25 protein-coding genes are annotated in these 25,913 nt (G+C 59.8%); 18 read left to right on the plus strand and 7 right to left on the minus strand.

Going from position 1 to position 25,913, the window contains the following annotated elements:
* The 6 genes from OK142_RS19380 to OK142_RS19405 form a co-directional block, all read right to left on the minus strand.
* Complete coding sequence (locus OK142_RS19380) at positions 1 to 1,362, minus strand: glutamine synthetase family protein (protein ID WP_164056365.1); 1,362 nt, start codon at positions 1,360 to 1,362, stop codon at positions 1 to 3.
* A gap of 172 nt (positions 1,363 to 1,534) precedes the next feature.
* Entirely contained in the window at positions 1,535 to 2,782 is a 1,248-nt protein-coding gene (locus tag OK142_RS19385) for an NAD(P)/FAD-dependent oxidoreductase (protein WP_498684651.1), read from the minus strand.
* Between the two features lie 99 nt (positions 2,783 to 2,881).
* Positions 2,882 to 4,522, minus strand: a complete 1,641-nt coding sequence (locus tag OK142_RS19390; RefSeq protein ID WP_498684653.1) for an ABC transporter ATP-binding protein — start codon at positions 4,520 to 4,522, stop codon at positions 2,882 to 2,884.
* 5 nt (positions 4,523 to 4,527) lie between these two features.
* The gene (locus OK142_RS19395) at positions 4,528 to 5,640 is read right to left on the minus strand and encodes an ABC transporter permease (protein ID WP_409528122.1); all 1,113 of its coding nucleotides are present in this window, start codon (positions 5,638 to 5,640) and stop codon (positions 4,528 to 4,530) included.
* Positions 5,641 to 5,672: 32 nt separating this feature from the next.
* Positions 5,673 to 6,767 carry a microcin C ABC transporter permease YejB gene (locus OK142_RS19400; RefSeq protein WP_003493203.1) on the minus strand — a complete coding sequence of 365 codons (1,095 nt, stop codon included), beginning with the start codon at positions 6,765 to 6,767 and terminating at the stop codon, positions 5,673 to 5,675.
* A gap of 142 nt (positions 6,768 to 6,909) precedes the next feature.
* On the minus strand, positions 6,910 to 8,754 hold the full coding sequence (locus OK142_RS19405) for an extracellular solute-binding protein (RefSeq protein ID WP_216330512.1): 1,845 nt from the start codon (positions 8,752 to 8,754) through the stop codon (positions 6,910 to 6,912).
* 203 nt (positions 8,755 to 8,957) lie between these two features.
* Between OK142_RS19405 and mepA the strand changes: the two genes are divergently transcribed.
* The 4 genes from mepA to dapB all read left to right on the plus strand — a co-directional run bounded on the left by mepA (position 8,958) and on the right by dapB (position 12,506).
* Entirely contained in the window at positions 8,958 to 10,013 is a 1,056-nt protein-coding gene (gene mepA, locus OK142_RS19410) for a penicillin-insensitive murein endopeptidase (protein WP_082183451.1), read from the plus strand.
* A 101-nt stretch (positions 10,014 to 10,114) separates the two neighbouring features.
* Positions 10,115 to 10,498: a methylglyoxal synthase gene (locus tag OK142_RS19415; RefSeq protein ID WP_003493198.1), complete on the plus strand. Its 384-nt coding sequence runs from the start codon at positions 10,115 to 10,117 to the stop codon at positions 10,496 to 10,498.
* A 21-nt stretch (positions 10,499 to 10,519) separates the two neighbouring features.
* Entirely contained in the window at positions 10,520 to 11,542 is a 1,023-nt protein-coding gene (locus OK142_RS19420; protein WP_498684655.1) for a glucokinase, read from the plus strand.
* Positions 11,543 to 11,678: 136 nt separating this feature from the next.
* Positions 11,679 to 12,506 carry a 4-hydroxy-tetrahydrodipicolinate reductase gene (gene dapB / locus OK142_RS19425; protein WP_498684658.1) on the plus strand — a complete coding sequence of 276 codons (828 nt, stop codon included), beginning with the start codon at positions 11,679 to 11,681 and terminating at the stop codon, positions 12,504 to 12,506.
* A gap of 22 nt (positions 12,507 to 12,528) precedes the next feature.
* Here the strand turns inward: dapB and phnF are convergent, their stop codons facing one another.
* Positions 12,529 to 13,266 carry a phosphonate metabolism transcriptional regulator PhnF gene (gene phnF / locus OK142_RS19430; RefSeq protein WP_498684659.1) on the minus strand — a complete coding sequence of 246 codons (738 nt, stop codon included), beginning with the start codon at positions 13,264 to 13,266 and terminating at the stop codon, positions 12,529 to 12,531.
* 82 nt (positions 13,267 to 13,348) lie between these two features.
* Here phnF and phnG point away from each other — a divergent pair, with 82 nt between their 5' ends.
* From phnG to phnN, 14 genes are all read left to right on the plus strand, one after another.
* Positions 13,349 to 13,810, plus strand: coding sequence for a phosphonate C-P lyase system protein PhnG (gene phnG / locus OK142_RS19435; protein WP_035241421.1), 462 nt, complete (start codon positions 13,349 to 13,351; stop codon positions 13,808 to 13,810).
* Positions 13,810 to 14,418 (plus strand): phosphonate C-P lyase system protein PhnH, encoded by a 609-nt coding sequence (gene phnH / locus OK142_RS19440; RefSeq protein WP_498684661.1) that lies wholly within the window; start codon positions 13,810 to 13,812, stop codon positions 14,416 to 14,418. The genes phnG and phnH overlap by 1 nt, the downstream gene beginning before the upstream one ends.
* A 1-nt stretch (position 14,419) precedes the next feature.
* Positions 14,420 to 15,529, plus strand: a complete 1,110-nt coding sequence (locus OK142_RS19445; protein ID WP_498684662.1) for a carbon-phosphorus lyase complex subunit — start codon at positions 14,420 to 14,422, stop codon at positions 15,527 to 15,529.
* Between the two features lie 130 nt (positions 15,530 to 15,659).
* A complete protein-coding gene (locus OK142_RS19450; RefSeq protein ID WP_003493189.1) occupies positions 15,660 to 16,562 on the plus strand; it encodes an alpha-D-ribose 1-methylphosphonate 5-phosphate C-P-lyase PhnJ in 903 nt (300 codons plus the stop codon).
* Positions 16,559 to 17,335: a phosphonate C-P lyase system protein PhnK gene (gene phnK, locus OK142_RS19455; protein WP_003493188.1), complete on the plus strand. Its 777-nt coding sequence runs from the start codon at positions 16,559 to 16,561 to the stop codon at positions 17,333 to 17,335. The genes OK142_RS19450 and phnK overlap by 4 nt, the downstream gene beginning before the upstream one ends.
* A gap of 4 nt (positions 17,336 to 17,339) precedes the next feature.
* A complete protein-coding gene (phnL, locus tag OK142_RS19460) occupies positions 17,340 to 18,047 on the plus strand; it encodes a phosphonate C-P lyase system protein PhnL (protein ID WP_498684665.1) in 708 nt (235 codons plus the stop codon).
* Complete coding sequence (locus OK142_RS19465) at positions 18,044 to 18,661, plus strand: transferase hexapeptide repeat family protein (protein WP_313607500.1); 618 nt, start codon at positions 18,044 to 18,046, stop codon at positions 18,659 to 18,661. The genes phnL and OK142_RS19465 overlap by 4 nt, the downstream gene beginning before the upstream one ends.
* 238 nt (positions 18,662 to 18,899) lie before the next feature.
* Positions 18,900 to 19,760 carry a phosphonate ABC transporter ATP-binding protein gene (gene phnC / locus OK142_RS19470; protein ID WP_498684666.1) on the plus strand — a complete coding sequence of 287 codons (861 nt, stop codon included), beginning with the start codon at positions 18,900 to 18,902 and terminating at the stop codon, positions 19,758 to 19,760.
* Positions 19,761 to 19,845: 85 nt separating this feature from the next.
* Complete coding sequence (gene phnD, locus OK142_RS19475) at positions 19,846 to 20,751, plus strand: phosphonate ABC transporter substrate-binding protein (protein ID WP_216330507.1); 906 nt, start codon at positions 19,846 to 19,848, stop codon at positions 20,749 to 20,751.
* A 71-nt stretch (positions 20,752 to 20,822) separates the two neighbouring features.
* Complete coding sequence (phnE, locus tag OK142_RS19480; protein WP_035241417.1) at positions 20,823 to 21,809, plus strand: phosphonate ABC transporter, permease protein PhnE; 987 nt, start codon at positions 20,823 to 20,825, stop codon at positions 21,807 to 21,809.
* On the plus strand, positions 21,809 to 23,158 hold the full coding sequence (gene phnE / locus OK142_RS19485) for a phosphonate ABC transporter, permease protein PhnE (RefSeq protein ID WP_498684667.1): 1,350 nt from the start codon (positions 21,809 to 21,811) through the stop codon (positions 23,156 to 23,158). Before phnE (OK142_RS19480) ends, phnE (OK142_RS19485) begins: the two co-directional genes overlap by 1 nt.
* Before the next feature lie 285 nt (positions 23,159 to 23,443).
* Complete coding sequence (locus OK142_RS19490) at positions 23,444 to 24,142, plus strand: DUF1045 domain-containing protein (RefSeq protein ID WP_498684669.1); 699 nt, start codon at positions 23,444 to 23,446, stop codon at positions 24,140 to 24,142.
* Positions 24,139 to 25,275, plus strand: a complete 1,137-nt coding sequence (locus OK142_RS19495; RefSeq protein WP_216330504.1) for an alpha-D-ribose 1-methylphosphonate 5-triphosphate diphosphatase — start codon at positions 24,139 to 24,141, stop codon at positions 25,273 to 25,275. The genes OK142_RS19490 and OK142_RS19495 overlap by 4 nt, the downstream gene beginning before the upstream one ends.
* Entirely contained in the window at positions 25,272 to 25,874 is a 603-nt protein-coding gene (phnN, locus tag OK142_RS19500; RefSeq protein ID WP_498684671.1) for a phosphonate metabolism protein/1,5-bisphosphokinase (PRPP-forming) PhnN, read from the plus strand. The genes OK142_RS19495 and phnN overlap by 4 nt, the downstream gene beginning before the upstream one ends.
* Positions 25,875 to 25,913 lie beyond the last annotated feature (39 nt).

Genomic DNA, 25,913 nt, shown 5'->3' on the forward strand with positions numbered 1-25,913 from the left:
TCACACCGTCCTGATATAGGCGTCATATTCGACGTCGGTTACACGCAGGGAAAATTCGGAAAGCTCCTGCTGTTTGCAGGCGGAAAACAGCGTGCGATAGCGCTGGCCGAGCGTCGCATAAGCGAAGCTGGAACGCGTGAAGCGCTGCAAAGCATAATCCCAGTTGGTGGGCAGGGGTTCGTGATTGATGGCGTGGCTGTCACCGGAAATCGCGCCGCCGGGCTGGCGTTTTTCCTTCATGCCGGCGAGTGCGGCACTCAGGATCATCGCCACGACGAGATAAGGATTAGTGTCGGCACCGGCGACGCGATGTTCGATACGCGTTGCGGCCTTGCTGGCGGTGATGACGCGCACTGCCGCCGAGCGGTTGTCGATGCCCCAGGAGGCGTAGGTGGGCGCATGTTCGCTGGGCGTCAGGCGACGGTAGGAATTGGCATGGGGCGCGAAGATCGCCATGCTTTCCCCCATGTTTTCCAGAAGGCCGCCGACCGAATGCATCAACGCATCCGATGGACCGTTTTCCCCGGCGTAGATGTTGGTGCCGTCCCTGTCGAGAACCGAGAAATGCACATGCATGCCGTTGCCAGCCTGCAATCCGTAGGGCTTGGCCATGAAGGTGGCGTCGAGTTCATGCCGCCGCGCCACGCCCTTGACGATACGTTTTAGAAAGACGGCGAAATCCGCGGCCTGCAAGGCGTCCGGCACGTGATTGAGGTTGATCTCATATTGTCCCGGTCCGTTTTCCCGCAGCGTCGTATCGGCAAGAACGCCCTGCGCCCGGCAGGCCGTGGCGATATCATGGAAGACATCCTCGAAATCCTGCAATTCTGAAATCGACAGAACCTGTGTCTGGCCCGTGTGCCATCGCCCCTCGCGGCTGTGCGGAGGACGGACGGGATCAAGCGCCGAGCGAACCGGGTCGATCAGGTAAAATTCGAGTTCGGTCGCCACAACCGGCGTGAGGCCAGCCTTTTTGTAGGCTTCCAGCACCCGTGCCAAGACATTGCGCGGATCGCCGTAAAACCCTGTTCCGTCCGGATTTTTCATCGCGAGCAGGACTTGCGCGGTCGGCCGGCCAAGCCACGTCACCCGCGACAGGGTGCCGGGAACAGGAAAGCAGAACCCGTCCGGATCGCCCGTACCTTCGGCAAGGCCCGCAGCGTGTACATCGCGGCCCCAGATATCAAGTGCATAGACCGAGCGCGGGATCGCCATTCCCTTTTCAAGAACGTCGATCGCCCTTTCGCGCGGAATCCATTTGCCGCGCGGCACGCCGTTCGCATCTATGACAAAGGCTTCGAGAATTTCGATATCGGGGTTATCGTCGAAAAATTTCTTTGCTTTTTCAATATCATCCATCATGCACCAGCAGGCCGTTTCTCTTCTGTTTCGCGCGCGGAAGCGCTTCGCTAACGAAAATCGTCCTGCTGCTGATAGATGAGAAACCTCGCCGTCATGATGACGCTTGCCCCTTTTCCCCTTGGATAAGCCCATGTTACGTGGCCCGCCGCAGGAAGGCCAGCGGATTCGGCTATCAGGGATTGAACCTTTCCGGGCGATAGGCGTCGATGGCGATAACAGGCGTTTCTCCCAGCATGGTTTCCGCCAGCACACGGCCGGTGATGGGCCCGAGTGTGAGGCCGTGATGGGCATGCCCGAAGGCGAGCCACAATGTCCTGTGCCTTGGCGCCTTGCCGATGATCGGCATCATATCCGGCGTGCAGGGGCGCGCGCCCATCCAGGGTTCCGCATCCAGCCTGCCGCCAAGGGGAAAGACCGTGCGGGCGACCCGTTCCGCCCACTCGATCTGCACCGGGGATTTCGGCGCATCGCGTTCGGCGAATTCCGCGCCGGTCGTCAGGCGGATGCCTTTGCGCATTGGCGCGAGGAAGTAACCGCGCTCGGCATCGATCAGCCAGTTGTTAAGCTTCGTTCCCTCCTGCGGCGCATAATGCATGTGATAGCCGCGTTTGACGCCGAGCGGAAAGCGATAACCGAGCCTTTCCGTCACCGTATCCGCCCAGGGGCCCAGTGCGACAACGGCATGTTCAGCCTCCACCGCGCCGGTTTCGGTACGTACCGTCCAACCACTTGTCGTCTGACTGAGCGTGGATGCATCGCCCCGCACAAAGGTTCCGCCAAGACTTTCGAAGAGTTTGACATAGGCGAGCGTTAGCGCGTGCGGGTCGCGCACCGACCACGGATCGTTCCATTTCAGGCCGCCGACGAAATCCCGGCTGAGATGCGGTTCCGCCGCGGCGAGTTCCGCCTCATCGAGTTTAGTGTGGGAGATGTCGTGGTCGCGCGCCAGACGTTCGGCGAAAGCAAAGTCTGCATCCCGCCTTTCGGCGGTCCTATAGGCCTCCATCCAGCCGTTTTTCACGATCAGATCGCCGGCCTTCGCCTCATCGATGAGGATGCTGTGTTCGGAGACCGAATGTTCGATCAGCGGCGCATAAGCACGGGCAATCGTGGCATGGCGCGTGGCTGCGGAATTATACCAGTAGCGGCCGAGGAAAGGCGCGATCTTCGGCAAAGCAAAAAGGTGGTAACGGGCATCGATGCTGTTGTTCAGGGAATAGCGCAGCAGCCGGCTGACCTCCTGCGGAAAGGCGTAAGGGACGACACCCTCCCTCTGGATCAGCCCGGCATTGCCGAAGGAGGTTTCCTCACCCGGGCCCCGCCGGTCCACCAGTACGACCGATTTACCCCTGCGGGCCAGTTGCAAAGCGACGGAGACCCCGATGATCCCCGCCCCCAAAACGATCACATCCGCTGCCATGGCATTCAATCCGTTTGCGTATCTCGTCCCCGCAACATGGGTCGGCATTTTGCGCAAAGCAACAGAAAAATCATCGCCTTAATAGAAACAGCGATACGCCTACTGGCTCACCGCTTTTGTCTCAACGGCCTCTATATTGAAGGCTGCCGCCAGGAGAGCCCTGGTATATTCCTGTTGCGGATCAGCGAATATCTCCGCCGCCGGGCCGCTCTCCACCACCTTGCCGTTGCGCATGACAATCACGTCGTTTGCAAGCGCCTTCACCACCTTCAGGTCGTGGCTGATGAAGAGATAGGCGAGCTCATGCTTGGCCTGAAGATCGCGCAACAGATCGACCACCTGCGCCTGCACGCTCATGTCGAGCGCCGATGTCGGCTCGTCCAGCATGACGAAACGGGGTTTCAATACCATCGCACGGGCAATGGCGATACGCTGGCGCTGGCCGCCGGAAAATTCATGCGGATACCGCCAGCGCGTTGCCGGGTCGAGGCCAACCTCGTCCAATGCCTGGGCGACACGGGTATCCCGCTCATCGGCGGAAAGCGATCGTTCATGCACCTTCAGGCCCTCGGCGACGATTTCGCCCACCGACATGCGCGGGCTGAGCGAGCCGTAAGGATCCTGAAACACCACCTGAAGCCGGTTTCTGAGCGGCTTCATCATCTCATAGGAATAGCTGTCGATTGACTGGCCGATGAAGCTGATACGTCCCTCAGAGGCGATCAGCCGCGAGAGGGCGAGACCGAGCGTCGTCTTGCCGGAGCCGGATTCGCCCACCACGCCAACCGTCTGTCCGGCGCGCAGTGTGATATCGATACCGTCGACCGCCTTCACATGGTCCACCACCCTGCGCATCAGCCCCGCCTTGATCGGGAACCAGACCTTTATGTCGTCGCCCTGCATGACCACGGGTTTGCTGGTGTCGGAAAGCGGCGGCTCGCCCTTGGGTTCGGCTGCCAGAAGATGGCGCGTATAGGCGTGTTGCGGATCGGTAAACACCTGTTCCACTGTGCCTGTTTCGACGATCTTGCCCTTGGTCATGACGCAGACACGATCGGCAAACTTGCGCACGATGCCGAGGTCGTGGGTGATGAACAGCATGGACATGCCGTGACGGGTCTTGAGATCACTCAACAGCTCGAGGATCTGCGCCTGAACGGTCACATCCAGCGCGGTCGTCGGTTCGTCGGCGATCAGCAGTTTTGGCCGGTTGGCGAGCGCCATGGCGATCATCACGCGCTGCCGCTGGCCGCCGGACAATTCATGCGGATAGGCCTTCAGGCGCTTTTCCGGCTCGCGGATACCCACCTGCAGCAACAGCTCCAAAGTGCGCGCCCGCGCCTCCGCGCCGGTGATCGCCTGATGCAGTTCGAGGATTTCGCCGATCTGCCGCTCAATGGTGTGGAGCGGGTTGAGCGACGTCATCGGCTCCTGGAAAATCATGGTGATGTCGTTACCGCGCACGGCGCGCAGAGCGCGTTCCGGAAGCGTCAACATGTCCTTGCCGTCGAACAGGATTTTGCCCGAAGGATGGCTCGCCGCCGGATAGGGCAGCAATTTGAGGATGGAGTTCGCCGTCACCGATTTGCCGGAGCCGGATTCCCCGACAAGGGCGACGACCTCGCCCGGCATCAGATCGAAGGAGACCTGATCGACGGCGACGCTGGTCGCGCCGCCCTGATGGAAGGCGACGGAGAGATCCCGGACGGAGAGAAGCGGCTGGGTCTTGGTTTCCATCATGGCGATCACCGGAACGTCTTGCGTGGGTCGAAGGCGTCTCGCACCGCCTCGCCGACGAAGATCAGCAAAGACAGCATGATGGACATGGTGAAGAAGGCCGTGAGGCCAAGCCAGGGCGCCTGAAGGTTGTTTTTGCCCTGCGCGATCATCTCGCCCAGCGACGGCGATCCCGGTGGCATGCCGAAGCCGAGGAAATCGAGCGAGGTCAAGGTGGTGATCGAACCGGAAAGGATGAACGGAAGGAAAGTCAGCGTTGCCACCATGGCGTTGGGCAGAAGATGCCGGAACATGATCGTCCAGTTGCCGACGCCCAAGGCACGGGCGGCGCGGACATACTCGAAGTTTCTGGCGCGCAGGAATTCCGCCCGCACGATGCCGACGAAGCCGACCCATGAGAACAGCAGCATGATGCCGAGCAGAACGAAGAAGCCCGGTGGCAGAATAGCTGCGATGATGAGCAGGATGTAAAGCACCGGCATGGACGACCAGATTTCGATAAAACGCTGCAACAGAAGGTCTGTCCAGCCGCCGAAATAGCCCTGGATTGCGCCCGCAGTCACCCCGACGAGAGCCGACGCGATCGTCAGCGTCAGGCCGAACAGAACGGAGATACGGAAACCATAGATCATCCGCGCCGTGACATCGCGCGCCTGATTGTCGGTTCCGAGCCAGTTGAGATTGCCGAGCGTGCAGCCGGGATCGGCATTGCCCTGCGGGTAGGCGGAGCAGCGGTCTTTTTCATCCATCAGCCAGAAAGGCGCAGTCGGCGCGGAATGCGGAATATTGGAATTGACCGTCTGGTAGGAATAACGGATCGGCGGCCAGATCATCCAGCCATTGGCGTTGATCTCGTCCTGAATGAAGGAGGATTTGTAGTCGGTCTGGGCAAGAAAGCCGCCGAATTTTTCCTCTGGATAATCGACCATGACCGGCACCAGAAATTCGCCCTTGTAGGAAGCGAAAATGGGTTTGTCATTGGCGATGAATTCCGCAATCAGGCTCAGGAAAAACAGGATCAGGAACAGCCAGAACGACCAGTAACCGCGCCGGTTTGCCTTGAAATTCTGCCAGCGGCGCTTGGTGGTCGGCGAAAACCATGGGCGCTTCGGCTTTACCATTGTTTCCGTTACGGCGGTATGGGCGAGCGTCATCACACGTCCCTCCGCTCGAAATCGATGCGCGGATCGATCCATGTGTAGATGAGGTCGGATAGGAGGCTGACCACGAGGCCCATCAGCGAGAAGATGAAGAGCGTGCCGAATACGATCGGATAGTCACGATTGACAACCGAGAGGTAACCGAGGCGGCCCAGTCCATCCAGCGAGAAGATATTCTCGATCAGCAGCGACCCGGTGAAGAAGGCCGAGATGAAGGCGCCCGGGAAACCGGCGATCACGATAAGCATCGCGTTGCGGAAGACATGGCCATACAGCACCTTGCGCTCAGTAAGACCCTTGGCGCGGGCAGTGATGACATATTGCTTCTTGATCTCGTCGATGAAGGAATTCTTCGTCAAAAGCGTCGTCGTTGCGAAAGCCGAAAGCGAGAGCGCGATGAGCGGCAGGGTCAGGTGCCAGAAATAGTCGATGATCTTCTGCCACCAGTTCAGATCGGCAAAATTGTCGGACACAAGACCGCGCAGCGGGAACCAGTCGAAGAACGATCCGCCAGCGAAGAGAACGATGAGAAGAATGCCGAACAGGAAGCTCGGCACGGCATAACCGATGATGATGATGCCGGATGTCCAGATATCAAAGGTCGAGCCGTCGGAAACGGCTTTCTTGATGCCGAGCGGAATGGAGATGATGTAGGAAATGATCAAAATCCAGAAACCGAGCGACGCCGAAACCGGCAGCTTGTCGATGATGAGATCGATCACCGAGGAATTGCGGAAGAAGCTGTCGCCGAAATCAAAGCGGATATAATTCCACATCATTTCGAGAAAGCGGGTCAAAGGCGGCTTGTCGAAACCAAACTGTTTCTCAAGCTTGGCGATCAGCTCAGGATCGAGACCCTGAGCGCCACGATATTTCGAGCCGCTTTCATCGAAACCACCCGACTGTCCCATAAGATCGCCGCCGCCAGAGAGCCGGTCGGACGCACTGTCGCCTTGCCCTGTCAGCTGGGCCACGACCTGTTCCACCGGCCCGCCCGGCGCGAACTGGATGACGAGAAACGAAATGCCCATGATGCCGATAATGGTCGGGATCATCAGCGCCAGACGTCTGAGGATATAGGCGCCCATCAGCCCTTGCTCCCGGCCGATACGTCAGCGGTCTTCGTTTCTGTCAAACCCGGTCCTTTCCTGAAAGCGCTTGCCTGCGCGCTTTGAGCGATTCGTCTCGCCCTATGTGAATCAAGCCTTCGGCGCGAAAGCAAGGGTGGCGTCAGTTCGCCGCCTGGCTGGACCACCATGCTTCCGGAAAACCGACACCATATTGCGGCAGGTTTTCCGGACGGATGAGCGTGTTCCAGTAAGCGATGAACATCTCGCCGCGGTAAAATTGCGGTATGACATAGCTGTTTGCCAGAAGCACCCGGTCGAGCGCCCGCGCGGCGGCCACCTGCTCATCCCGGTTGGGCGCAAATATGACCTTTCTGACCAGAGCATCGACGGCGGGGTTCTTGATGCCGGCGAGATTGTTGGACCCCTGCCGGTCGGCTGCCGCCGAACCCCAGAAATCCGCCTGCTCGTTTCCGGGATTGGCCGAGGTCGCCCAGAGCTTGACGATTACGTCATAATCGAAGCTGCGGGTGCGGTTGGTATATTGCGAGGCATCGACCGTGCGGATGGTCGCGTTGATGCCGATCTTCTTCAGGTTCTGGACATAGGGCAGGATGGTTCTTTCCATGCCGGCGGAATCGATCAGAAACTCCATATCAAGCGGTTGCCCGCTCGCCGCATTGACCATGCGGTTGCCGCGCAGCTCGTAACCGGCCTCCTTCATGAGCTTGACCGCCTCGCGCAGATTGTCACGCTGCTTGGCGGGTTCACCCGCGACCGGGTTGCGGTACTCGGTGGTGAAGACCTCTGGCGGAACCTGGTCCTTCAGCTCCTGAAGCAGTTCCAGCTCGCGACCGGTCGGCAGGCCGGAAGAGGCCAGCTCGCTACCCATGAAAAAGCTGTTGATGCGCTGAAACTGGCCGTAAGCCAGCGTCCGGTTCAACTCCTCGAAATCGAAGGCGTAGTTGAGCGCCTTGCGCAGTTTCGGGCTCTGAAACTTTTCCCGCCGCATGTTCGGCACGAAGGCCTGCATGATGCCGACGGAGCGATAGATGTTCGGCAATTCCTCTTTCTTGACACGGCCTTCCTTGACGGCCGGGAAATCGTAACCCGTTACCCAGCGGCTGGAAGAGGCTTCCTGCCGGAAATCGACGGTGCCGGACTTGAAGGCCTGGAATTCAACATCCTGATCGGAGAAGAAGGTGTAGGCGATGGTTTTGAAGTTATTGAGCCCGACATTCACATTGACGTCCTTGCCCCAATAATCGTCGCGGCGCTCATAGGTCATCGTCGAGCCGGCAGACAGGGATGCGATTTTATAAGGGCCTGAACCCATCACCGGCTCCAGCGTGCCGCGTGAAATGTCGCGCGGCTTGCCATCCGGACCGGCGGCTTCCCACCAGTGCTTGGGAACGATCAGCAATTGCCCGACAATCTGCGGCAATTCGCGATTGTTCTTTTCATCGAAAGTGAAGGTGATGTCCCTTTCACCCGTCACCTCCGCCTTGGTGACATGGGTGTAATAGGTCGCAAGCTGCGGGCTGAGATCCTTGGCCTTTTCGAAGCTGAAGACGACATCCTCCGGCGTCACCGGCTTTCCGTCTGCCCATTTTGCCTCCGCCCGCAGCCGGAACGTCGCTTTGGAAATGTCATCCGGATAGCTTACGCCCTCGGCGAGAAGACCGTAGGAGGCAGAGAGTTCCTCTTCGGTGGATTTCATCAGAGTATCGAAAACCAAGGAAAGACCCGTGGCAGCCTCACCCTTGGCGAGAAGCGGATTGAGCGTATCGAAGGTTCCAGTCGTCGACAGGCGCAGCGTTCCGCCCTTCGGCGCCCTGGTGTTCACATAGTCGAAATGATCAAAGCCATCGGGATGCTTCAATTCCCCGACCGTCGAAATCCCCTTTCGCCAGACATCTGCAGACTGGGCGGATGCCACCACCGGTATCAGCACGGCAGATGCCGCAAGAGCGATGAGGAGGCGGGATTTCAATGGTGCCAATATCATTCGGGAAGTTCCCTGTTTTCGTGTTTGTTGGAGAGAGCATAAAACAAAGATTGTCAAAAAACAGATGTTCCGCCTCACAAGCTCTTTATCGGCGTCCTTATCCGCATGCTTTGGCGTCAGTAGGTGAAACATGGTTTCAACAAAATCCCGTTCCAGTTTATCTTAAGGGGAAGAGAATCATCTGATCGGACGGGCACGACGATATGACGGCGGGATCATCCAGAGTTTTCAAGGCGGCCATGCTGGCGATTTCAGTCGTTTCTGCGGTGCAATTGCAGGCGGAAACCGCCTCGGCCGAAGACAGGCCCGCGAAAGAAGTGTTTGGCCACATGGCTCTGCCTTCCGCCGCAACCTCGCAGCCGATCGGCTCCTATGCCAAGGGCTGCCAGTCCGGCGCGATCGCCATGCCGACCGACGGTCCCGGCTGGCAGGCCATGCGGCTTTCGCGCAACCGGCGCTGGGGCCAGCCGCAGCTGATCTCCTTCCTGGAACAATTTTCGCAGGACGCCCAGAAAATCGGCTGGCCAGGATTGCTGCTCGGCGATATTTCCCAGCCGCGCGGCGGGCCGATGCTGACCGGCCATGCCTCGCACCAGATCGGTCTCGATGTGGATGTCTGGTGGCGGCCAATGCCTAACCCCCGGCTGAGCGTGGAGCAACGCGAAACGGTGCCGTTCATCTCCATGCTGGACAAGAGCAAATTTTTGACGGTCGATGATCGCAAATGGTCGCCGCTCAATGCCCGGCTGGTGATGATGGCGGCGAGCTATCCGCAGGTGGAACGCGTCTTCGTCAACCCAGCCATCAAGCAGAAGCTTTGCCAGACATGGACCGGCGACCGCACCTTCATGGGCAAGATCAGGCCGATCTATGGGCATGACGAACATTTCCACATTCGCCTCGAATGCCCGCCCGGCGCGCCGAACTGCAAACCGCAGGCGGCCGTGGGCAAGGGCGATGGCTGCGACAAGTCGCTCGCCTGGTGGTTTACGAAAGAACCATGGGCGCCGCCGAAAAAGGACCCCAATGCCAAACCGGTGAAACCCCGCCCCGTCATGGTTTCCGACCTGCCATCCGCCTGCGCCGCCGTGGCTGCTGCCCCTTCCGCCAACCCTGAGGGTATTGCTGCGCAGGCCTATTCTCCCGCGCCGGTTCAGGCCGTGCGCCAGCAAAGCGTCGAACAGGTCATTCAGAACGCTCCGACCCTACAGCCGCCTTCGGATATTCCGCTTCCGACCCAGCGTCCGACATTGAACTGATACAGAAATGCGGCATTCAACAGCTTCCCTTTTCAAATGGCGGCAAGCTGTTATAGAAGGCTTCAAATCGATTTAATTCTTTACCGGGACAGGCTGGGGACATGGCAGGACAACGCTGTATCGCGCTCATCGCTCACGACGAGAAAAAAGACGATATGGCGGATTTCGCGCGTCACCATCAAAAGGCGCTATCCGGATTCAAGATCGTCGCCACCGGCACGACCGGCGGACGTGTTCAGGAAGCCTGTCCGGGGCTTGATGTCATTCGCCTCAAGAGCGGCCCGCTTGGCGGTGACCAGCAGATCGGCGCGATGATCGCGACCGGCGAAGTGGATATGCTGATCTTCTTCACCGACCCGCTGACGGCAATGCCGCATGATGTGGATGTGAAGGCCCTGACCCGGCTTGCCACGGTTTACGATATTCCCATGGCGCTCAACCGCGCCACCGCAGAAAACCTGATCGACTTCAACCTCGCCGAATGACGCGCCAACATGGAACAGGTAATGCCGAAGACGTCCGATACCGAATATCTTTCCTTTCCGATCCTTCTTGGCGACATCGGCGGCACCAATGCCCGCTTTTCCATTCTGATCGATTCCTTTGCGGAACCGGTGCACCTCACCACCGTGAAAACAGCGGAATATCCGACAATTGACGACGCCATCCAGCAGGCGGTTCTGGACAAGACCTCGCTTCAGCCGGTCTCGACCATCCTTGCGATCGCCGGCCCCATCGAAGGCGACGAAATTCCGCTGACCAACTGCCATTGGGTCGTCAAACCGAAGGATATGCTGGCCAAACTCGGCCTGAAGGATGTCATCGTCATCAACGACTTCGAGGCGCAGGCCTTGGCAATCGCCGCGCTTGACGACGACAATCGCGAGCCTATAGGCGCCGGCAAAAAAGACATGCTGGCATCGCGCGTGGTTCTCGGACCAGGCACCGGCCTTGGCGTCGCCGGTCTGGTTTACGCCCGCCATATGTGGTTCCCCGTTCCGGGTGAAGGCGGCCATGTCGATATCGGCCCCAGAAGCGCGCGCGACTATGCGGTCTTTCCGCATATCGAAACCATTGAGGGCCGCGTCGCCGGCGAGCAGATCCTGTGCGGGCGCGGACTGGTCAATCTTTATCGGGCTATCTGTGCTGCCGATGGTATAGAGCCGATCTTTTCCGATCCGGCGGACATCACCTCGCAGGGGCTTTCCGGCCAGAATGCACAGGCGAAAGAAACGCTTTCGCTTTTCAGCACCTATCTCGGCCGTCTGGCCGGTGATCTTGCCCTGATCTTCATGGCCAAGGGCGGCGTCTATCTGGCCGGCGGCATTTCGCAGAAAATCGTTCCGGCGCTGAAAAGCCCTGAATTCCGGGCCGCGTTCGAGGACAAGGCGCCGCACAGCGCGCTGATGCGGACCATCCCCACCTTCGTCGTCACCCATCCGCAGGCGGCCCTTTCCGGGCTCGCAACTTATTCGAGAACGCCTTCCGATTTCGGTCTCTCGCTTGACGGACGGCGCTGGAGGGCGTGATCGTTCTCCTGCGATCGACATGTTCCATGTGATGCTTGCGCAGCAGGCAGGCGGGCTTTAACGTCGCCGCTGCAAAGGTTAGTCGTCCGATACCGGCGGGTTTCGATCCGCCCGATATAAAAAAGTGAGTGAAAGCATGAGCAGCAGCGGCATGAAACTGGTGGTGGTCGGCGCGGCCGGGCGCATGGGACAGGCGCTGATCCGCCTCATTCATCAGACGCCGGGTGTCACGCTGCATGCCGCCGTCGCGCGTGAAGGCTCAGCCTTCGTCGGCCGCGATGCCGGCGAGATCGCAGGGCTCGGGCCGATCGGCGTCGAAATCACCAGCGATCCGTTGCAGGCCTTCCTGCATGCGGAAGGGGTGATCGACTTCACCTCCCCCGCAACCAGCGTCACTTTCGCGGGGTTGGCCGCGCAAGCCCGCATCGTGCATGTCATCGGCACCACGGGTTGCTCACTGGGCGACGAGGAAAAATTCAAGGCGGCGTCACGCCATGCCCGCATCGTCAAGTCGGGCAATATGAGCCTCGGCATCAATCTGCTCAGCGTCCTGACGCAGCAGGCCGCCCAGGCTCTCGATGCGCAGAACTGGGATATCGAAATCCTTGAAATGCACCACAAACACAAGGTGGATGCACCGTCAGGAACAGCGCTTTTGCTTGGCGAAGCGGCAGCAGCGGGTCGCAAGGTCGATCTCGCCACCTCTTCCGTTCGCGTGCGTGACGGGCATACGGGGGCGCGCGAGGCGGGCACAATCGGTTTTGCCACGCTGCGCGGCGGTTCGGTGATCGGTGAACATTCGGTGATCTTCGCCGGAGAGGGCGAGCGCGTCGAGCTTTCCCACTATGCCGGCGACCGCTCCATCTTCGCACGCGGCGCGATCGCGGCGGCTGTCTGGGCGCTCGACAAGAAGCCGGGCTTCTATTCGATGCTGGATGTGCTCGGACTTTCGCAGACGGAATAAAGTTTCCGGCTACGCTTGCGCGTTAATTCTCCACCGTGAACTCAACCGTATCGGCCGAGAACCGGCTGATGGCGTATTGCACCGGGATGCCATCCATATCAGCGTTCAGCGCCTGGGTGACGAGCAGGATTGCGCCGGGCGACAATTCGAGATCGGACAGATCCTGCGTATCCGCATGGCTTGCGGAAATGACGGTGGAGATGCGCACATAATCCGCCACGCCCAGCATTTCGAAGGCAGCGGTGATCGACCCGCTTTTTTGGTAGGCCTCGCCGATCCCATCGAAACGATCCGCCGGGAACCATGTGGTGGAACGGGAAACCGGCCGGTTGTCGGCCTTGCGCAGGGTTTCCAGACGCACGAGCGGCGCACCGGGCTGCACTTTGAGCCGCGCTGCGAGATCCGCATTTGCCGGCTCGATCATATGGGAAAGAAGCAGCGCCTCCATTTCCTTCACCTGATCGCCGATGCCCGCCGTGAACCGCGTGCGCCGTGAAATCGGAAAGCTCAGGCGTTCCTTGCGGGCAATCATTGTGCCGCGCCCCTGCATCGGCTCAAGAATGCCTTCGCTTGCAAGGGCGGCTATGGCGCTTCTGACGGTATGACGGTTGACGCCGAATTTTTCGGCCAGCGCCATTTCCGGCGGCAACATGCCGGTTTCGTCGTGATCGCCCGCTGCGATCTCGCCTCTGATCCGGTCGGCGATCTGCCGCCAGAGCGCCACGCCGTTCTTTCTTTTCATTGCTGCCGAAGGGCTCATGTCACACGCTTGTCATTCATCGACGTTAATTGTAGCTTATATTGTATAGTTGTCTATATCAATAGACATTAGAGGTCAAGCGATGAATAACGAAGCTGCGAATTTACATACGGAAAGGAAACGGGTGGCAGCACTTCTTGCCCGCGCCACCGTTCAGGAACTTGAGGCGGTCTGGAACCGGCAGGATGCCAGCCCGCAGACGGAAAACGTGCGGGGGCCTGAAACCGGCCTCGTCATGGTCAAGGGCCGTATCGGCGGCGGCGGTGCGCCCTTCAATCTCGGGGAAACGACCGTGACAAGGGCAACCGTCAAGCTTGCCTCCGGAACAGTCGGCCATGCGCATGTGCTCGGCACCGGCCGCAAAAAGGCCTGGTATGCGGCGGTTTTCGACGCGCTCTGGCAGGAAAGTCCGACGCGCGGCTTCATCGAAACCGAGCTTCTTTCACCCGTTGAAAAAAGGCTGACCGAGGAGACGGACCGGAAAACGAAAGAAACCGCCGCAACGAGGGTCGATTTCTTCACCATGGTGCGAGGAGAAGATTGATGGGTGTCAAGGCTGAAGCATTGACGGGCGGCTTTTCAGACGCCGTTTTCGATTCACAACGGGTTTTCAAGAAACTCATGGATGGCATGGCCCGGCCAGGCACGCCGCAGGCCATCGAAACGGCGGTTGCCCCGCCCCTGCCGCTTTGCGCGGCAACCGGCGCCGTTCTTCTTGCGCTCTGCGACCACGACACGCCGGTCTGGCTGAGCAGCGCGCTGCGGAAAACGACGGTGCCGGGCTGGATCGGATTTCATACCGGAGCGGTTGCCACAGAGGAGAAGGGCGAGGCGCATTTCGCCGTCATCGAGGCGGGAAGTGCAATTGCGACCTTCGGTCTTTTCGCGCAGGGAAGCCAGGAATATCCCGACCGTTCGACGACACTTATCATCGAATTGCCGGATCTCGACGGCGGGCGCGAGCTGCTGCTTTCCGGTCCCGGCATCCGTCACGTCAACATCATCAGCCCCTCAGGCCTGCCGGATATATTCCCGATGTTATGGGCAGAGAACAACGCCATTTTCCCGCGCGGCGTCGACGTCATTCTGACGGCTGGTGACAAATTCGTGTGCCTGCCACGCACCACCCGCATTCAACAGATGGAGGCGTAAGATGTATGTTGCCGTGAAAGGCGGGGAAACCGCCATTGCCAACGCCCACCGGCTTCTGGCCGACAAGCGGCGCGGAGACCGCGACCTGCCCGCCATGTCGGTGGCGCAGATCGTCTCGCAGCTTTCGCTTGCCGTCGACCGGGTGATGGCGGAGGCTTCGCTTTACGATCAGTCGCTTGCGGCCCTTGCCGTCAAACAGTCCCGCGGCGACATGATCGAAGCCATATTCCTGCTGCGTGCCTACCGCACAACCCTGCCCCGTTTCGGTTATTCGCTGCCGGTGGATACCGCAAAGATGACGGTGCAGCGCCGCGTTTCCGCAACCTACAAGGACTTGCCGGGCGGGCAATTGCTGGGGCCAACCTTCGATTACACCCACCGCCTGCTCGATCCCTCGCTTCTGGAAGACGAGACTGTCGAGACCGCTGCCCGACGTGAAGGAGAGCCGGAATATGTCATGCGCGTCTCCGACATTCTGGCCGAAGAGGGGCTCATCGAAAGCGACGGCGACATGCCGGATGATCACATTGCCGGCGATCTGACACGGGAACCGATGGAATTTCCGATGCCGCGTGATCTGCGCCTGCAATCGCTGGCGCGCGGTGACGAGGGCTTCCTTCTGGCGCTCGCCTATTCGACGCAGCGCGGTTACGGCCGCACGCATCCCTTTGTCGGCGAAATCCGCATCGGCGAGGTGGAAGTCGAACTTGACGTTCCCGAACTTGGTTTTGCTGTCTCGCTTGGCGATATTCAGGTGACCGAATGCCAGATGGTCAACCAGTTCAAGGGCTCGGCAAAGGCACCACCGCAATTCACCCGCGGCTACGGTCTGGTATTCGGCCAGAGCGAGCGCAAGGCAATGGCCATGTCTCTGGTGGACCGCGCACTGCGTGCGGGCGAGTTCGGCGAGGATGTGGTTGCCCCTGCTCAGGACGAGGAATTCGTTATCTCACACGCCGACAACGTGCAAGCGACTGGCTTCGTCGAACATCTGAAATTACCGCACTACGTGGATTTTCAGGCCGAACTCGGTCTGGTCAGAAAAATGCGCACCGATTTCGACGCGATCAATTCCAACGGCGCGGAATGGATGGGCGATGCGGCCGAATAGCTCAGCGGCTGTGCTCGCCAAACCAATAGGCGCAAAAGACGGTCGATGCTGCGAATACAGCAAAGAACACGGCTGCAAGAATTCCAATCTCCATGAGCTTGTACTCCTTTTTTCGCAAGGTTAACGCGCAATGCTTAAAGAAGTTTCATTCGACGACGGGCTGGCTGCCTACAACTTCGCCTATCTGGACGAACAGACCAAGCGGATGATCCGCCGGGCGATCCTGAAGGCCATCGCCATTCCCGGTTATCAGGTTCCCTTCGCGTCCCGCGAAATGCCCATGCCCTATGGCTGGGGCACCGGCGGCGTGCAGGTGACGGCATCCATCCTCGGTCCCGACGATGTGCTGAAGGTTATCGACCAGGGTGCCGACGACACCACCAACGCCGTATCCATCCGCGCCTTCTTCCAGAAGGTGGCGAATGTGGCCGTGACCACCCGCACCAAGGATGCCACCATCATCCAGACGCGGCACCGCATTCCCGAAGAGGAGCTGCATTCGGGCCAGGTTCTCGTCTATCAGGTTCCGATCCCCGAGCCTTTGCGTTTCCTCGAGCCGCGCGAGACCGAGACCCGTGTCATGCATGCGCTGGAGGAATATGGCCTGATGCACGTCAAGCTTTATGAGGACATCGCCCGCAACGGCCGGATTTCCACCACCTATGCCTATCCGGTGAAGGTTGCCGGTCGTTACGTGATGGACCCCTCTCCGACACCGAAATTCGACAACCCGAAAATGCACCTGTCGGACGCCCTGCAATTGTTCGGGGCCGGGCGTGAAAAGCGCATCTATGCCGTGCCGCCCTATACGGATGTCGTCAGCCTCGATTTCGAGGACCATCCGTTCGAGATCCAGCGCTTTGACAAGCCCTGCGCGCTGTGTGGCGGCGAGAATGTCTATCTGGACGAGGTGGTACTGGACGACAAGGGCGGGCGGATGTTCGTCTGCTCCGATACCGACCATTGCGAGGACCGCCGCGCCCATGGCCACAAGGGCCATCTGCTTGCGGATGTGAAGGAGGCCGCAGAATGAGCGACGCACCGCTTTTGAAAGTCAGGGACGTTTCCAAATATTACGGTGACCGCGCCGGTTGCCGTAACGTCTCCTTCGAACTCTTTCCCGGCGAGGTTCTGGCAATCGTCGGTGAATCCGGCTCCGGCAAGACCACGCTTCTCAACTGCATTTCCACCCGGCTCGTGCCGACGGCCGGCAGCGTGGAATATCGCATGCGCGACGGCTCGGTGCGCGACCTCTACCATATGGGCGAGGCCGAACGGCGTTTCCTGATGCGGACCGACTGGGGTTTCGTGCACCAGAACCCGGCGGATGGCCTGCGCATGGCGGTTTCGGCCGGCGCCAATGTCGGCGAGCGGCTTATGGCCGTTGGTAACCGGCATTACGGCAACATCCGGCAATCCGCCAGCGAATGGCTGGAGCGGGTGGAAATCGGCACCGACCGTATCGATGACCAGCCGCGCGCCTTTTCAGGCGGCATGCGCCAGCGTCTGCAGATCGCCCGTAACCTGGTGACCTCACCGCGTCTCGTATTCATGGACGAACCGACCGGCGGCCTTGATGTCTCCGTGCAGGCACGTCTGCTCGATCTCGTGCGCGGCCTCGTCAACGATCTCGGCCTTGCCGTCATCGTCGTTACCCATGATCTCGCGGTAGCACGGCTGCTTTCCCATCGCATGATGGTGATGAAGGGCGGCGACGTCATCGAACACGGTCTGACGGACCGCGTGCTGGACGATCCGCGCGAACCCTATACGCAATTGCTTGTTTCCTCCATCTTGCAGGTTTGACGCCATGCCGACGCCTCTTATCGTTTCGGAAGTCTTCAAAAGCTTCACCATGCATCTTCGCGACGGCATCGAACTGCCTGTTGTCCGCGATGTCAGTTTTTCCGTTTCCGGTGGCGAATGTGTCGTGCTTGGCGGCCCGTCCGGCATCGGCAAAAGCTCGATCCTGAAAATGCTCTATGGCAACTATGCCATCGACAGTGGACAGATTCTCATCCGCCACGAGGACCAGGTCATCGACATCGGCAACGCCTCGCCGCGCACGATCCTTGAAATCCGGCACCGCACCATTGGCTATGTCAGTCAGTTCCTGCGCACCGTGCCGCGTGTTCCCGCCATCGATGTCGTCGCCGAGCCGCTTTTCGCCCGCAAGGTTGCCGCGGAAGAGGCTCGCGAGCAGGCAGCCATGCTGCTTTCGAAACTCAACCTGCCGCGGGAATTGTGGTCGCTTCCGCCGGCAACGTTTTCGGGCGGGGAGCAGCAGCGTGTCAACATCGCGCGCGGCTTCATCACCGATCATGCGATCCTGCTCCTCGACGAACCGACCGCCTCGCTGGACGCTGTCAACCGCCGCGTGGTCGTTGACATGATCCTCGAGAAAAAGGCGAAGGGCACGGCGCTGCTCGGCATTTTCCATGATGAGGAAGTGCGCGAAGCCGTGGCCGACCGCATTCTGGACGTCGCGCAATTTTCACCGCGCAAGGTGGCGGCATGAGCGTCAAGGTCGGTCTCGAACCCGTCATTCATGAAAGCGCCCGCGTCACCAATTCATCGATCGGCCGCTACACCGAAATTTCGGAACGCTGCCGCATCGAGGAAGTCGAGATGGGCGACTATTCCTACGTCATGCAGGACGGCGCGATCTGGTGCGCAAGCATCGGCAAATTCGTCAACATTGCTGCCTCCGTCCGTATCAACGCCACCAATCATCCGATGTCGCGGGCAACGCTGCATCATTTCACCTATCGCGCCCGCAGCTACTGGGACGATGCGGAGGATGAAACGGACTTTTTCGCCGCCCGGCGCGCCAAGCGCGTGGTGATCGGAAACGATGTGTGGATCGGCCATGGCGCAACCATCCTGCCCGGCGTCACCGTCGGAAACGGTGCGGTGATCGGGGCCGGTGCGGTCGTCTCGAAAGATGTGGCGCCCTATACCATCGTCGGCGGCGTACCTGCCCGGCTGATCCGGGAACGTTTCCCGGAGGAACTCGGAAGCCGCATGGACGCTCTGAAATGGTGGGACTGGGATCACGCAACGCTACGCATCGCATTGGACGATTTCCGGAACCTCGCCGCAGAAGATTTCGTGACAAAATACGCCGGCTAAACTCCACCTGAATTGCGGAACCCGGCATCATATCCCGGGATCCGCGCTACTGGAATGGTAAGGAAAAAAGCTGTCGGGCCGGGGTTTCAACCCCTTGTAATGCCAGACAGAAGGTTTGTCGGCGAATACGCGGACGCGCTATCTGCGAATTCTGTAATATTTTATTCATCAAACTGACATCCACACTTCACGGACCGCTGCTAGGTCGAACCCCGTAACAAGAAGATTGGACGGGGAAATGAGCTTTCACCTGAAGCAAGTCACGCGCCGTTTCGGCAACCACACTGCGGTTGATTCCGTGAATGTCGAGATACCGCAGGGCCAGATGGTTGGCGTGATCGGGCGTTCGGGCGCTGGAAAATCGACGCTGCTGCGCATGATCAACCGCCTCGTCGACCCTTCCTCGGGTTCCATCCATTTCAACGATACGGAAGTCTCGGCGCTGAAGGGTGCGGCGCTGCGCAACTGGCAGCGTGACTGCGCCATGATCTTCCAGCAATTCAATCTGGTGCCGCGCCTCGACGTGCTCACCAACGTCATGCTCGGCCGCCTCAATCACCGTTCGACGGTGCTCAGCCTCTTTAACATCTTCACGGATGAAGAGCGTCTGATGGCGATCGCCGCTCTCGAGCGGCTCGGCATCGAACATGTGGCCATGCAGGCGGCGGGTACGCTTTCCGGCGGCCAGCAGCAGCGCGTCGCCATCGCCCGGGCGCTGATGCAGTCTCCCAAGATGGTTCTGGCCGACGAGCCGATCGCCTCGCTCGACCCGCTGAACGCCAAGATCGTGATGGACGCGCTGCGCGACATCAACGAACGTGAAGGCATCACCGTCATGACAAACCTGCACACGCTGGATACGGCACGCAATTATTGCGAACGCATCATCGGCATGTCGCAGGGCCGCGTCGTCTTCGACGGAACGCCCGCTGAACTGACGGCGGCGGCGGTCACGGAAATCTACGGCACGGATTCGCACGGCGCCGGCATCGACGAGACGATGACCTCAACCAGCATCAATATTCCCGGCGCGCAGCTTGCTTCGCGGCCGGTTCAGCAATCTGCCGGTTCCGAACCGCTGGCTCTCGCCGGGCTCTGAAGGACCGCCCAGTATCGTTTGTGCCCGCGTCAAGGGCCGATACTTCACAACAAACTCCGGCTCGCCGGGAAACAGGAGAAAGTCCATGTTGAAGAAAGTCCTTCTTTCGGCAGTCGCCCTTGGCGTTCTGGCCGGTTCCGCCATGGCTCAGGACGTCAAGGTCCTGCGCATCGGTCTCGACGGTTCCGAGAACGAAGCCGACATGATCCGCAGCACGAAATGCGTTGCCGATGGCCTGAAGGCCGCGACCGGCGTTTCCGAAGTTCAGGTTTTCCCGTCGCCGGACTATAACGGCGTCATCCAGGGCCTGCTCGGCGGCACCATCGACATCGCCTCCATGGGCGCTTCCTCCTACGCCAAGATCGCGCTCGCAGACCCCAAGGCCGTCGATCCGATCCTGACCTATACGGGTTCTGACGGTTCCAGCGGTTATTACACCATCATGGTTGCCCGCAAGGACAGCGGCATCAAGAAGCTGGCAGACGCCAAGGGCAAGAAGATCGGTTTCGCCGACCCTGACTCCACCTCCGGCTTCCTCGTTCCGAACGTCGCCATTCCGAAGGAAACCGGTACGCCGATCAAGGAATTTTTCGCTGAAACCGGCTTCGGCGGCGGCCATGAGAACCTCGTTCTCGCCGTTCTCGACAAGAAGTTCGACGTTGGCACCACCTTCGGTTCGGGCGTTGGCAAGTGGGAAGAGGGCTATTCCGGCGGCAACCTTCACCAGATGGTGAAGAAGGGCAACCTCGACATGGACGATATCGTCGAAGTCTGGAAGTCGCCGCTGATCCCGAACGGCCCGCTCATGGTCGCCAACAAGCTCGGCGACAGCATGAAGCAGAAAGTCGAGAACTTCTTCATGGAACTGCCCAAGAAGGACCTCGCCTGCTTCCAGGGTTACACCCAGGGCAAGAACACTGCCTATATCAAGGTTGACCCGTCCTTCTACCAGACGATCGTCGACGCCCGTAAGTCCGTTATCGGCGGCTGATCCTGACATCATGTTCCGGAAGCGGCGGTGCCTTGCGGCATCGCCGCTTTTGCCAATAAAGGAAGAGCGGCATGGCGACCACACTGCAACCTGGTACCCTCACGCCCGAGGGATTGAGCGCATCGTCCCGAACGGTCATGCGTCACTATCAACAGCAGCTTGCGACACGGCGGATCTATACCGTCATCTCGCTCGTGGTCTTTCTGATCATTCTCGCAGCGTCGCTGAATTTCGCCAACGAGGCGAATTCGGGCAAGTTCTTCGAGCGGCTGCCGTATTTCTTCGACTTCCTGAAGACATTCGTGCCGGATAGTCCGCTGGAAATCTTCCGGGCGATGTTCGACCTGCCGTCTCCCTATGACAACGGGTCGATGAAATACAACTATGTCGCGGATCGCGTTTACGTCACCGACAGCTTCTACATACCGCATTTCATCTACCAGCTGATCATCACCCTCAATATCGCACTGGTTTCGACGATCATCGGCACGAGCTTTGCCTTCGTGCTCTGCTTCTTCGCCTCCACCAATCTTGTCGGTTCAGGCGTTGTGCGCTGGATCGTGCGTCGCGTGATGGAAGTGCTGCGTGCTTTTCCCGAAATCGTCGTCGCCGGCTTGCTCACGGCCATTCTCTCGATTGGGCCGATTGCGGCGATCATCGCGATTTCCATTCATACGATCGGGGCTCTCGGCAAACTGTTCTTCGAAGTGGTGGAGAATGCCGACATGAAGCCGGATGAAGGCCTTCGCGCATCCGGCGCAAACTGGCTGGAGCGGGTGCGCTTCGCCATCGTGCCGCAGGTTCTGCCCAATTTCGTTTCCTACGCGCTGCTGCGCGCCGAAATCAACGTGCGCGCCTCGACCATCATCGGCGCCGTCGGCGGCGGCGGCATCGGCGAGGTCTTCCGGCTCTCGATCGGTAACGACCATGCCTCCAAGACCTATGCCATCATCATTCTGCTGCTGATCACCATCATTGCCGTCGACCAGTTTTCCAGCTGGCTGCGCCGCAGGCTGATCGGCCATCAATCCTTTGAATTCGGACGGGGAGCGGCCTGATGTCGTCCAGCTTCATTCTCAACACCGCCGACCGCGAGAGGCTGACGGCCGCGCATCCCGCCATTTTCAATCGCGGTTTCATGCAGCGATACGGCCTGTTGACGGGCATTGCCGCCGTCCTCGTCTATCTTACTGCCTGCTTCTTCTTCTTCAATGTCGGGCCGACCTTCATGCAGGGCCGGTGGGATCGCGCGTCGAGCTATATTCAGGACTGGTATTCCTGGCGCGCGCAGCCCCGTCTGCGTTTTGAAGACGGCAAGGTCGATCCGCAATGGTCGAGCCGTGGACAGTACCCCACCGATGCAAAGATCGACTGGTTGCAGCCCCTGCCAGATGGCGGCTACAGCGTCATTTATGCGGGTACGGAAAATCGCCTCGATGTGACCCCGACCCGGGTGGACGTCTATGTCGAAGGCAAGAACTATCCCGTCATCATCAATGGCGACGCCGCTCTTGCGCCTGAGGTTCTTCCGGAAGAAATCCGGCAGGACGGCAACAAGGTTCTCGTGCATTACGGTTTCGCCGGTCAGGCGGAAATCCGCACCAGCCAGGTCTATGTCCAGCGGCGATTCCTCGGATGGGCCAACTTCCTGTTTGATACCAAGTCGGAATTCTGGGGCAAGGGTTACGGCGAACTGGCCGCTCTGGCATTGTGGGGGGAGAGGCTCGATCCGGAGCGCTCCAATATCAGCAATATGGCCGGTGATTTCCTCGACAACAGCGTCTGGCAGCATGCCGATATTTTCTCCAAGCTGATGCAGACGCTGGTCATGGCCTTTGTGGGCACGCTGTTCGGTACGCTCGTTGCCCTGCCGCTCGCCTTCATCGCTGCACGCAATATCACCGCCAACAAGGCAGCCAACTGGGGCATGAAGCGACTGTTCGACTTCCTGCGCTCGATCGACATGCTGATCTGGGCACTGTTCTTCACCCGCAGCTTCGGCCCCGGACCGATCCCCGGCATTGCCGCGATCTTTTTCACCGATACCGGCGCGCTCGGCAAGGTCTATGCCGAGGCTCTGGAGAATGTGGACGACAAGCAGCGCGAGGGCGTCAAGTCGGTCGGCGCGTCTCCGATTGCGGTCAATCGTTTCGGCGTGTTGCCGCAGGTCCTGCCGGTCTTCATTTCCCAGTCGCTTTATTTCTGGGAAAGCAACACCCGCTCCGCCACGATCATCGGTGCGGTCGGCGCCGGCGGTATCGGCCTGAAACTCCTGGAAGCGATGGGCACCAATGCCGACTGGGACAAGGTTGCCTATATGGTCCTGCTCATCCTGTTCGTCGTCTTCCTGTTCGACCACATCTCGAACTCGCTGCGCTCGCGCCTGATCGGAAAAACTCAACATTAAGTCAAAAAACCGGGGGTGGCTTTGACCCCAAAGCCGCTCCCGGTTCGCTGTCCTGCTCGGGGCGCAGCGTAAAACCGGATTTACTGCAAAGCCTGCCGCCGCCATCCAATGTGCCAGCATCCGTTTTCGGCACATTCCAGACGAGCGCAGCATTTCACCGCGCTTTTTTCCACGGGCATCATCATTCTGTCACGGAAAGCCATTACCTCGCACTCCTGACCTTGCGGGAAGCGGGCGAGTCACGCCAAATAGCGTTTCATCCCTGGTTTCCCTTGACACTGAAGAGTGCTTGCCGTGCGCTACGCCATCTATTTTTCTCCGGCTAAAGATCATCCGCTAACCGAAGCGGCGTCGCGCTGGCTCGGGCGCAATGCATTTTCCGGCACGCAGCATGATGACCACGACGCCTATGCTGAAATGACCGCGGAACCTCGCCGTTACGGTTTTCATGCGACCCTGAAGGCACCCTTCGAGCTTGCCGAAAAATACAGCGAAGCAGAGCTTGTCGCAGCCGTCGAAGACTTTGCCGCCAGCCAGTCCGCCTTCGAGATTCCGCCTATCGTCGTCGGCGCGCTTGGTCCGTTTTTCGCGCTCGTGCCGGATCGCACCTATCAGCCGCTGCAGGATTTTGCCGCCGAGATCGTTGACCATTTCGACCGGTTCCGCGCGCCCCTGTCGGAGACCGATATTGCCCGGCGCCGGCCGCAAAACCTGACGGAAAGCCAGCGGCAAAATCTGTCGCTTTGGGGTTATCCGCATGTCATGGATGATTTCCGCTTTCATATGACGCTGACGGGCCGCATCGACGAAAGTGACGCGCCCGCCATGCAGGACGTGCTTTCGGCGCGGTTTTCCGAGTTCGTCGACAAGCCTCTCACCATTTCCGGCCTCGCTTTGTTCATTGAAGAAACGCGCGGCGCACCCTTTACCGTTCATCGCTGGCACCCGCTTGGCCAGCAGCCAAAGAAAGATGCCGACCCATGACCGAGCACGCCCTTTCCAATGCCCGCATCGTTTTAGAAGACGATATTATTCTGGGATCCGTTCTGATCCGTGACGGCAAGATCGCCGATATCAGCGAAGGCGCTTCAAAGACCGGAGAGGATCTCGAAGGCGATTTTCTCATTCCCGGTCTCGTAGAGCTGCATACCGACCATCTGGAGCAGCATTATTCGCCGCGCCCGGGCGTACTCTGGGACAAGATCGCGGCCATCCAGGCCCATGACGCGCAGGTCGCATCCTCAGGCATTACCACTGTCTTCGACTGCCTGCGTCTCGGCTCCGACGAAGATGGCGGCTTCAAGAAGGGCGAAATGCGGGAAATGGCAGATGCCATCGAAGCTGCGGCCGATCAGAACCGTCTGCGGGCAGACCACATGCTGCATCTGCGCTGTGAAGTGGCGTCATCAGATGTTCTGGAGCATTTCGAAGACTTCGAAACCGATCCCCGCGTGCGGCTGATTTCGATGATGGATCACTCCCCGGGGCAGCGCCAGTTCCAGTCGATGGAGCAGTATATCTTCTATTATCAGAAGAAGCGCGGACTGAGCGACGAGGCCTTCGCGGAGTTCGTCAGACGGCGGCAAACCGCATCGGCAGAATTTTCCGCCAAGCACCGGGATTATCTTGCCGCTCGCTGCGCCGAGCGTGGCATCACCGTTGCAAGCCATGACGACGCGACCGAAGCGCATGTGGGCGAAGCGATCGGACATGGTGTGAAGCTGGCGGAGTTTCCGACCAGCGTCGAAGCCGCAAAAGCCTCGCACAGCGCCGGCATGAGCGTGTTGATGGGCGCGCCGAACATCGTCCGCGGCAAGTCCCACTCCGGCAATATCGCCGCCCGCGATCTTGCCGAGCTGGGTGTGCTGGACGTTCTTTCTTCCGACTACGTGCCGTTCAGCCTGCTTTACGCGCCGTTCCTGCTCGCCGACCAGGTGGAGGCCATCACCCTGCCGGAAGCACTGCGCATGGTCAGCGCCACGCCGGCACGAACGGTGGGTCTTCTTGATCGCGGTCGCATCGCAGCGGGACTACGGGCCGACCTCGTCAGGGTTCACCGCGAAGATGGCGTGCCCGTTGCGCGTGCCGTCTGGCGTCAGGGCAAACGTGTCGCATGACAAATGGCGGGCGGGATAATTCGGGTGAGAGCGTATCACCCGGAACCATGATCGTGATTGTCGGCCCGAGCGGGGCCGGCAAGGATACGCTCATGGAGTACGCGGCAACGCAATTGTCCGGACGACCGGGCTTCTACTTTACCCGCCGGGTCATTACCCGCAGCGGTGATGCTGGCGGCGAAAATCATGATGCCGTCTCCATGGCCGAGTTCAACCGGCTGCAGGATGAGGGCGCTTTCGCTGTCTCCTGGCAGGCGCACGGGCTGAAATATGGTATCCCTGCCGCAGTCCACCGCCATCTCGATGCGGGAGACGTGGTCATCGCCAACGGTTCCCGCTCGGCCCTGCCCCATTTCGGCACCGCCTTTTCGCGCCTCAAGGTCGTGAATATCGTCGCGCGGCCGGAGGTGCTGGCGCGGCGGCTGGAGCAGCGTGGGCGGGAAAGCCGGGAGGATATCCTCCGGCGGCTGGAGCGTAGCTCGCTTGCGGTGACCGGAGATTTCGACGTGACGACGGTGGATAATAGCGGCGCCATCGAGGATGCGGGCCAAACCATCATGCAGGTGCTGGAACAGAGCGCCTGCCTCGGCCGCGTCTAAAATCCCCCAGCCGGACCGCTCGACAAAAGGTCTTGCAAG

The organism is Agrobacterium sp. BT-220-3, assembly GCF_025910175.1.
Classification (GTDB): domain Bacteria; phylum Pseudomonadota; class Alphaproteobacteria; order Rhizobiales; family Rhizobiaceae; genus Agrobacterium; species Agrobacterium oryzihabitans.

Coding starts and splice junctions, on each gene's coding strand:
- OK142_RS19380 (WP_164056365.1), bottom strand. CDS start 1,362: ATGATGGATGATATTGAAAAAGCAAAGAAATTTTTCGACGATAACCCC.
- OK142_RS19385 (WP_498684651.1), bottom strand. CDS start 2,782: ATGGCAGCGGATGTGATCGTTTTGGGGGCGGGGATCATCGGGGTCTCC.
- OK142_RS19390 (WP_498684653.1), bottom strand. CDS start 4,522: ATGATGGAAACCAAGACCCAGCCGCTTCTCTCCGTCCGGGATCTCTCC.
- OK142_RS19395 (WP_409528122.1), bottom strand. CDS start 5,640: ATGGTAAAGCCGAAGCGCCCATGGTTTTCGCCGACCACCAAGCGCCGC.
- OK142_RS19400 (WP_003493203.1), bottom strand. CDS start 6,767: ATGGGCGCCTATATCCTCAGACGTCTGGCGCTGATGATCCCGACCATT.
- OK142_RS19405 (WP_216330512.1), bottom strand. CDS start 8,754: ATGATATTGGCACCATTGAAATCCCGCCTCCTCATCGCTCTTGCGGCA.
- mepA (WP_082183451.1), top strand. CDS start 8,958: ATGACGGCGGGATCATCCAGAGTTTTCAAGGCGGCCATGCTGGCGATT.
- OK142_RS19415 (WP_003493198.1), top strand. CDS start 10,115: ATGGCAGGACAACGCTGTATCGCGCTCATCGCTCACGACGAGAAAAAA.
- OK142_RS19420 (WP_498684655.1), top strand. CDS start 10,520: ATGCCGAAGACGTCCGATACCGAATATCTTTCCTTTCCGATCCTTCTT.
- dapB (WP_498684658.1), top strand. CDS start 11,679: ATGAGCAGCAGCGGCATGAAACTGGTGGTGGTCGGCGCGGCCGGGCGC.
- phnF (WP_498684659.1), bottom strand. CDS start 13,266: ATGAGCCCTTCGGCAGCAATGAAAAGAAAGAACGGCGTGGCGCTCTGG.
- phnG (WP_035241421.1), top strand. CDS start 13,349: ATGAATAACGAAGCTGCGAATTTACATACGGAAAGGAAACGGGTGGCA.
- phnH (WP_498684661.1), top strand. CDS start 13,810: ATGGGTGTCAAGGCTGAAGCATTGACGGGCGGCTTTTCAGACGCCGTT.
- OK142_RS19445 (WP_498684662.1), top strand. CDS start 14,420: ATGTATGTTGCCGTGAAAGGCGGGGAAACCGCCATTGCCAACGCCCAC.
- OK142_RS19450 (WP_003493189.1), top strand. CDS start 15,660: ATGCTTAAAGAAGTTTCATTCGACGACGGGCTGGCTGCCTACAACTTC.
- phnK (WP_003493188.1), top strand. CDS start 16,559: ATGAGCGACGCACCGCTTTTGAAAGTCAGGGACGTTTCCAAATATTAC.
- phnL (WP_498684665.1), top strand. CDS start 17,340: ATGCCGACGCCTCTTATCGTTTCGGAAGTCTTCAAAAGCTTCACCATG.
- OK142_RS19465 (WP_313607500.1), top strand. CDS start 18,044: ATGAGCGTCAAGGTCGGTCTCGAACCCGTCATTCATGAAAGCGCCCGC.
- phnC (WP_498684666.1), top strand. CDS start 18,900: ATGAGCTTTCACCTGAAGCAAGTCACGCGCCGTTTCGGCAACCACACT.
- phnD (WP_216330507.1), top strand. CDS start 19,846: ATGTTGAAGAAAGTCCTTCTTTCGGCAGTCGCCCTTGGCGTTCTGGCC.
- phnE (WP_035241417.1), top strand. CDS start 20,823: ATGGCGACCACACTGCAACCTGGTACCCTCACGCCCGAGGGATTGAGC.
- phnE (WP_498684667.1), top strand. CDS start 21,809: ATGTCGTCCAGCTTCATTCTCAACACCGCCGACCGCGAGAGGCTGACG.
- OK142_RS19495 (WP_216330504.1), top strand. CDS start 24,139: ATGACCGAGCACGCCCTTTCCAATGCCCGCATCGTTTTAGAAGACGAT.
- phnN (WP_498684671.1), top strand. CDS start 25,272: ATGACAAATGGCGGGCGGGATAATTCGGGTGAGAGCGTATCACCCGGA.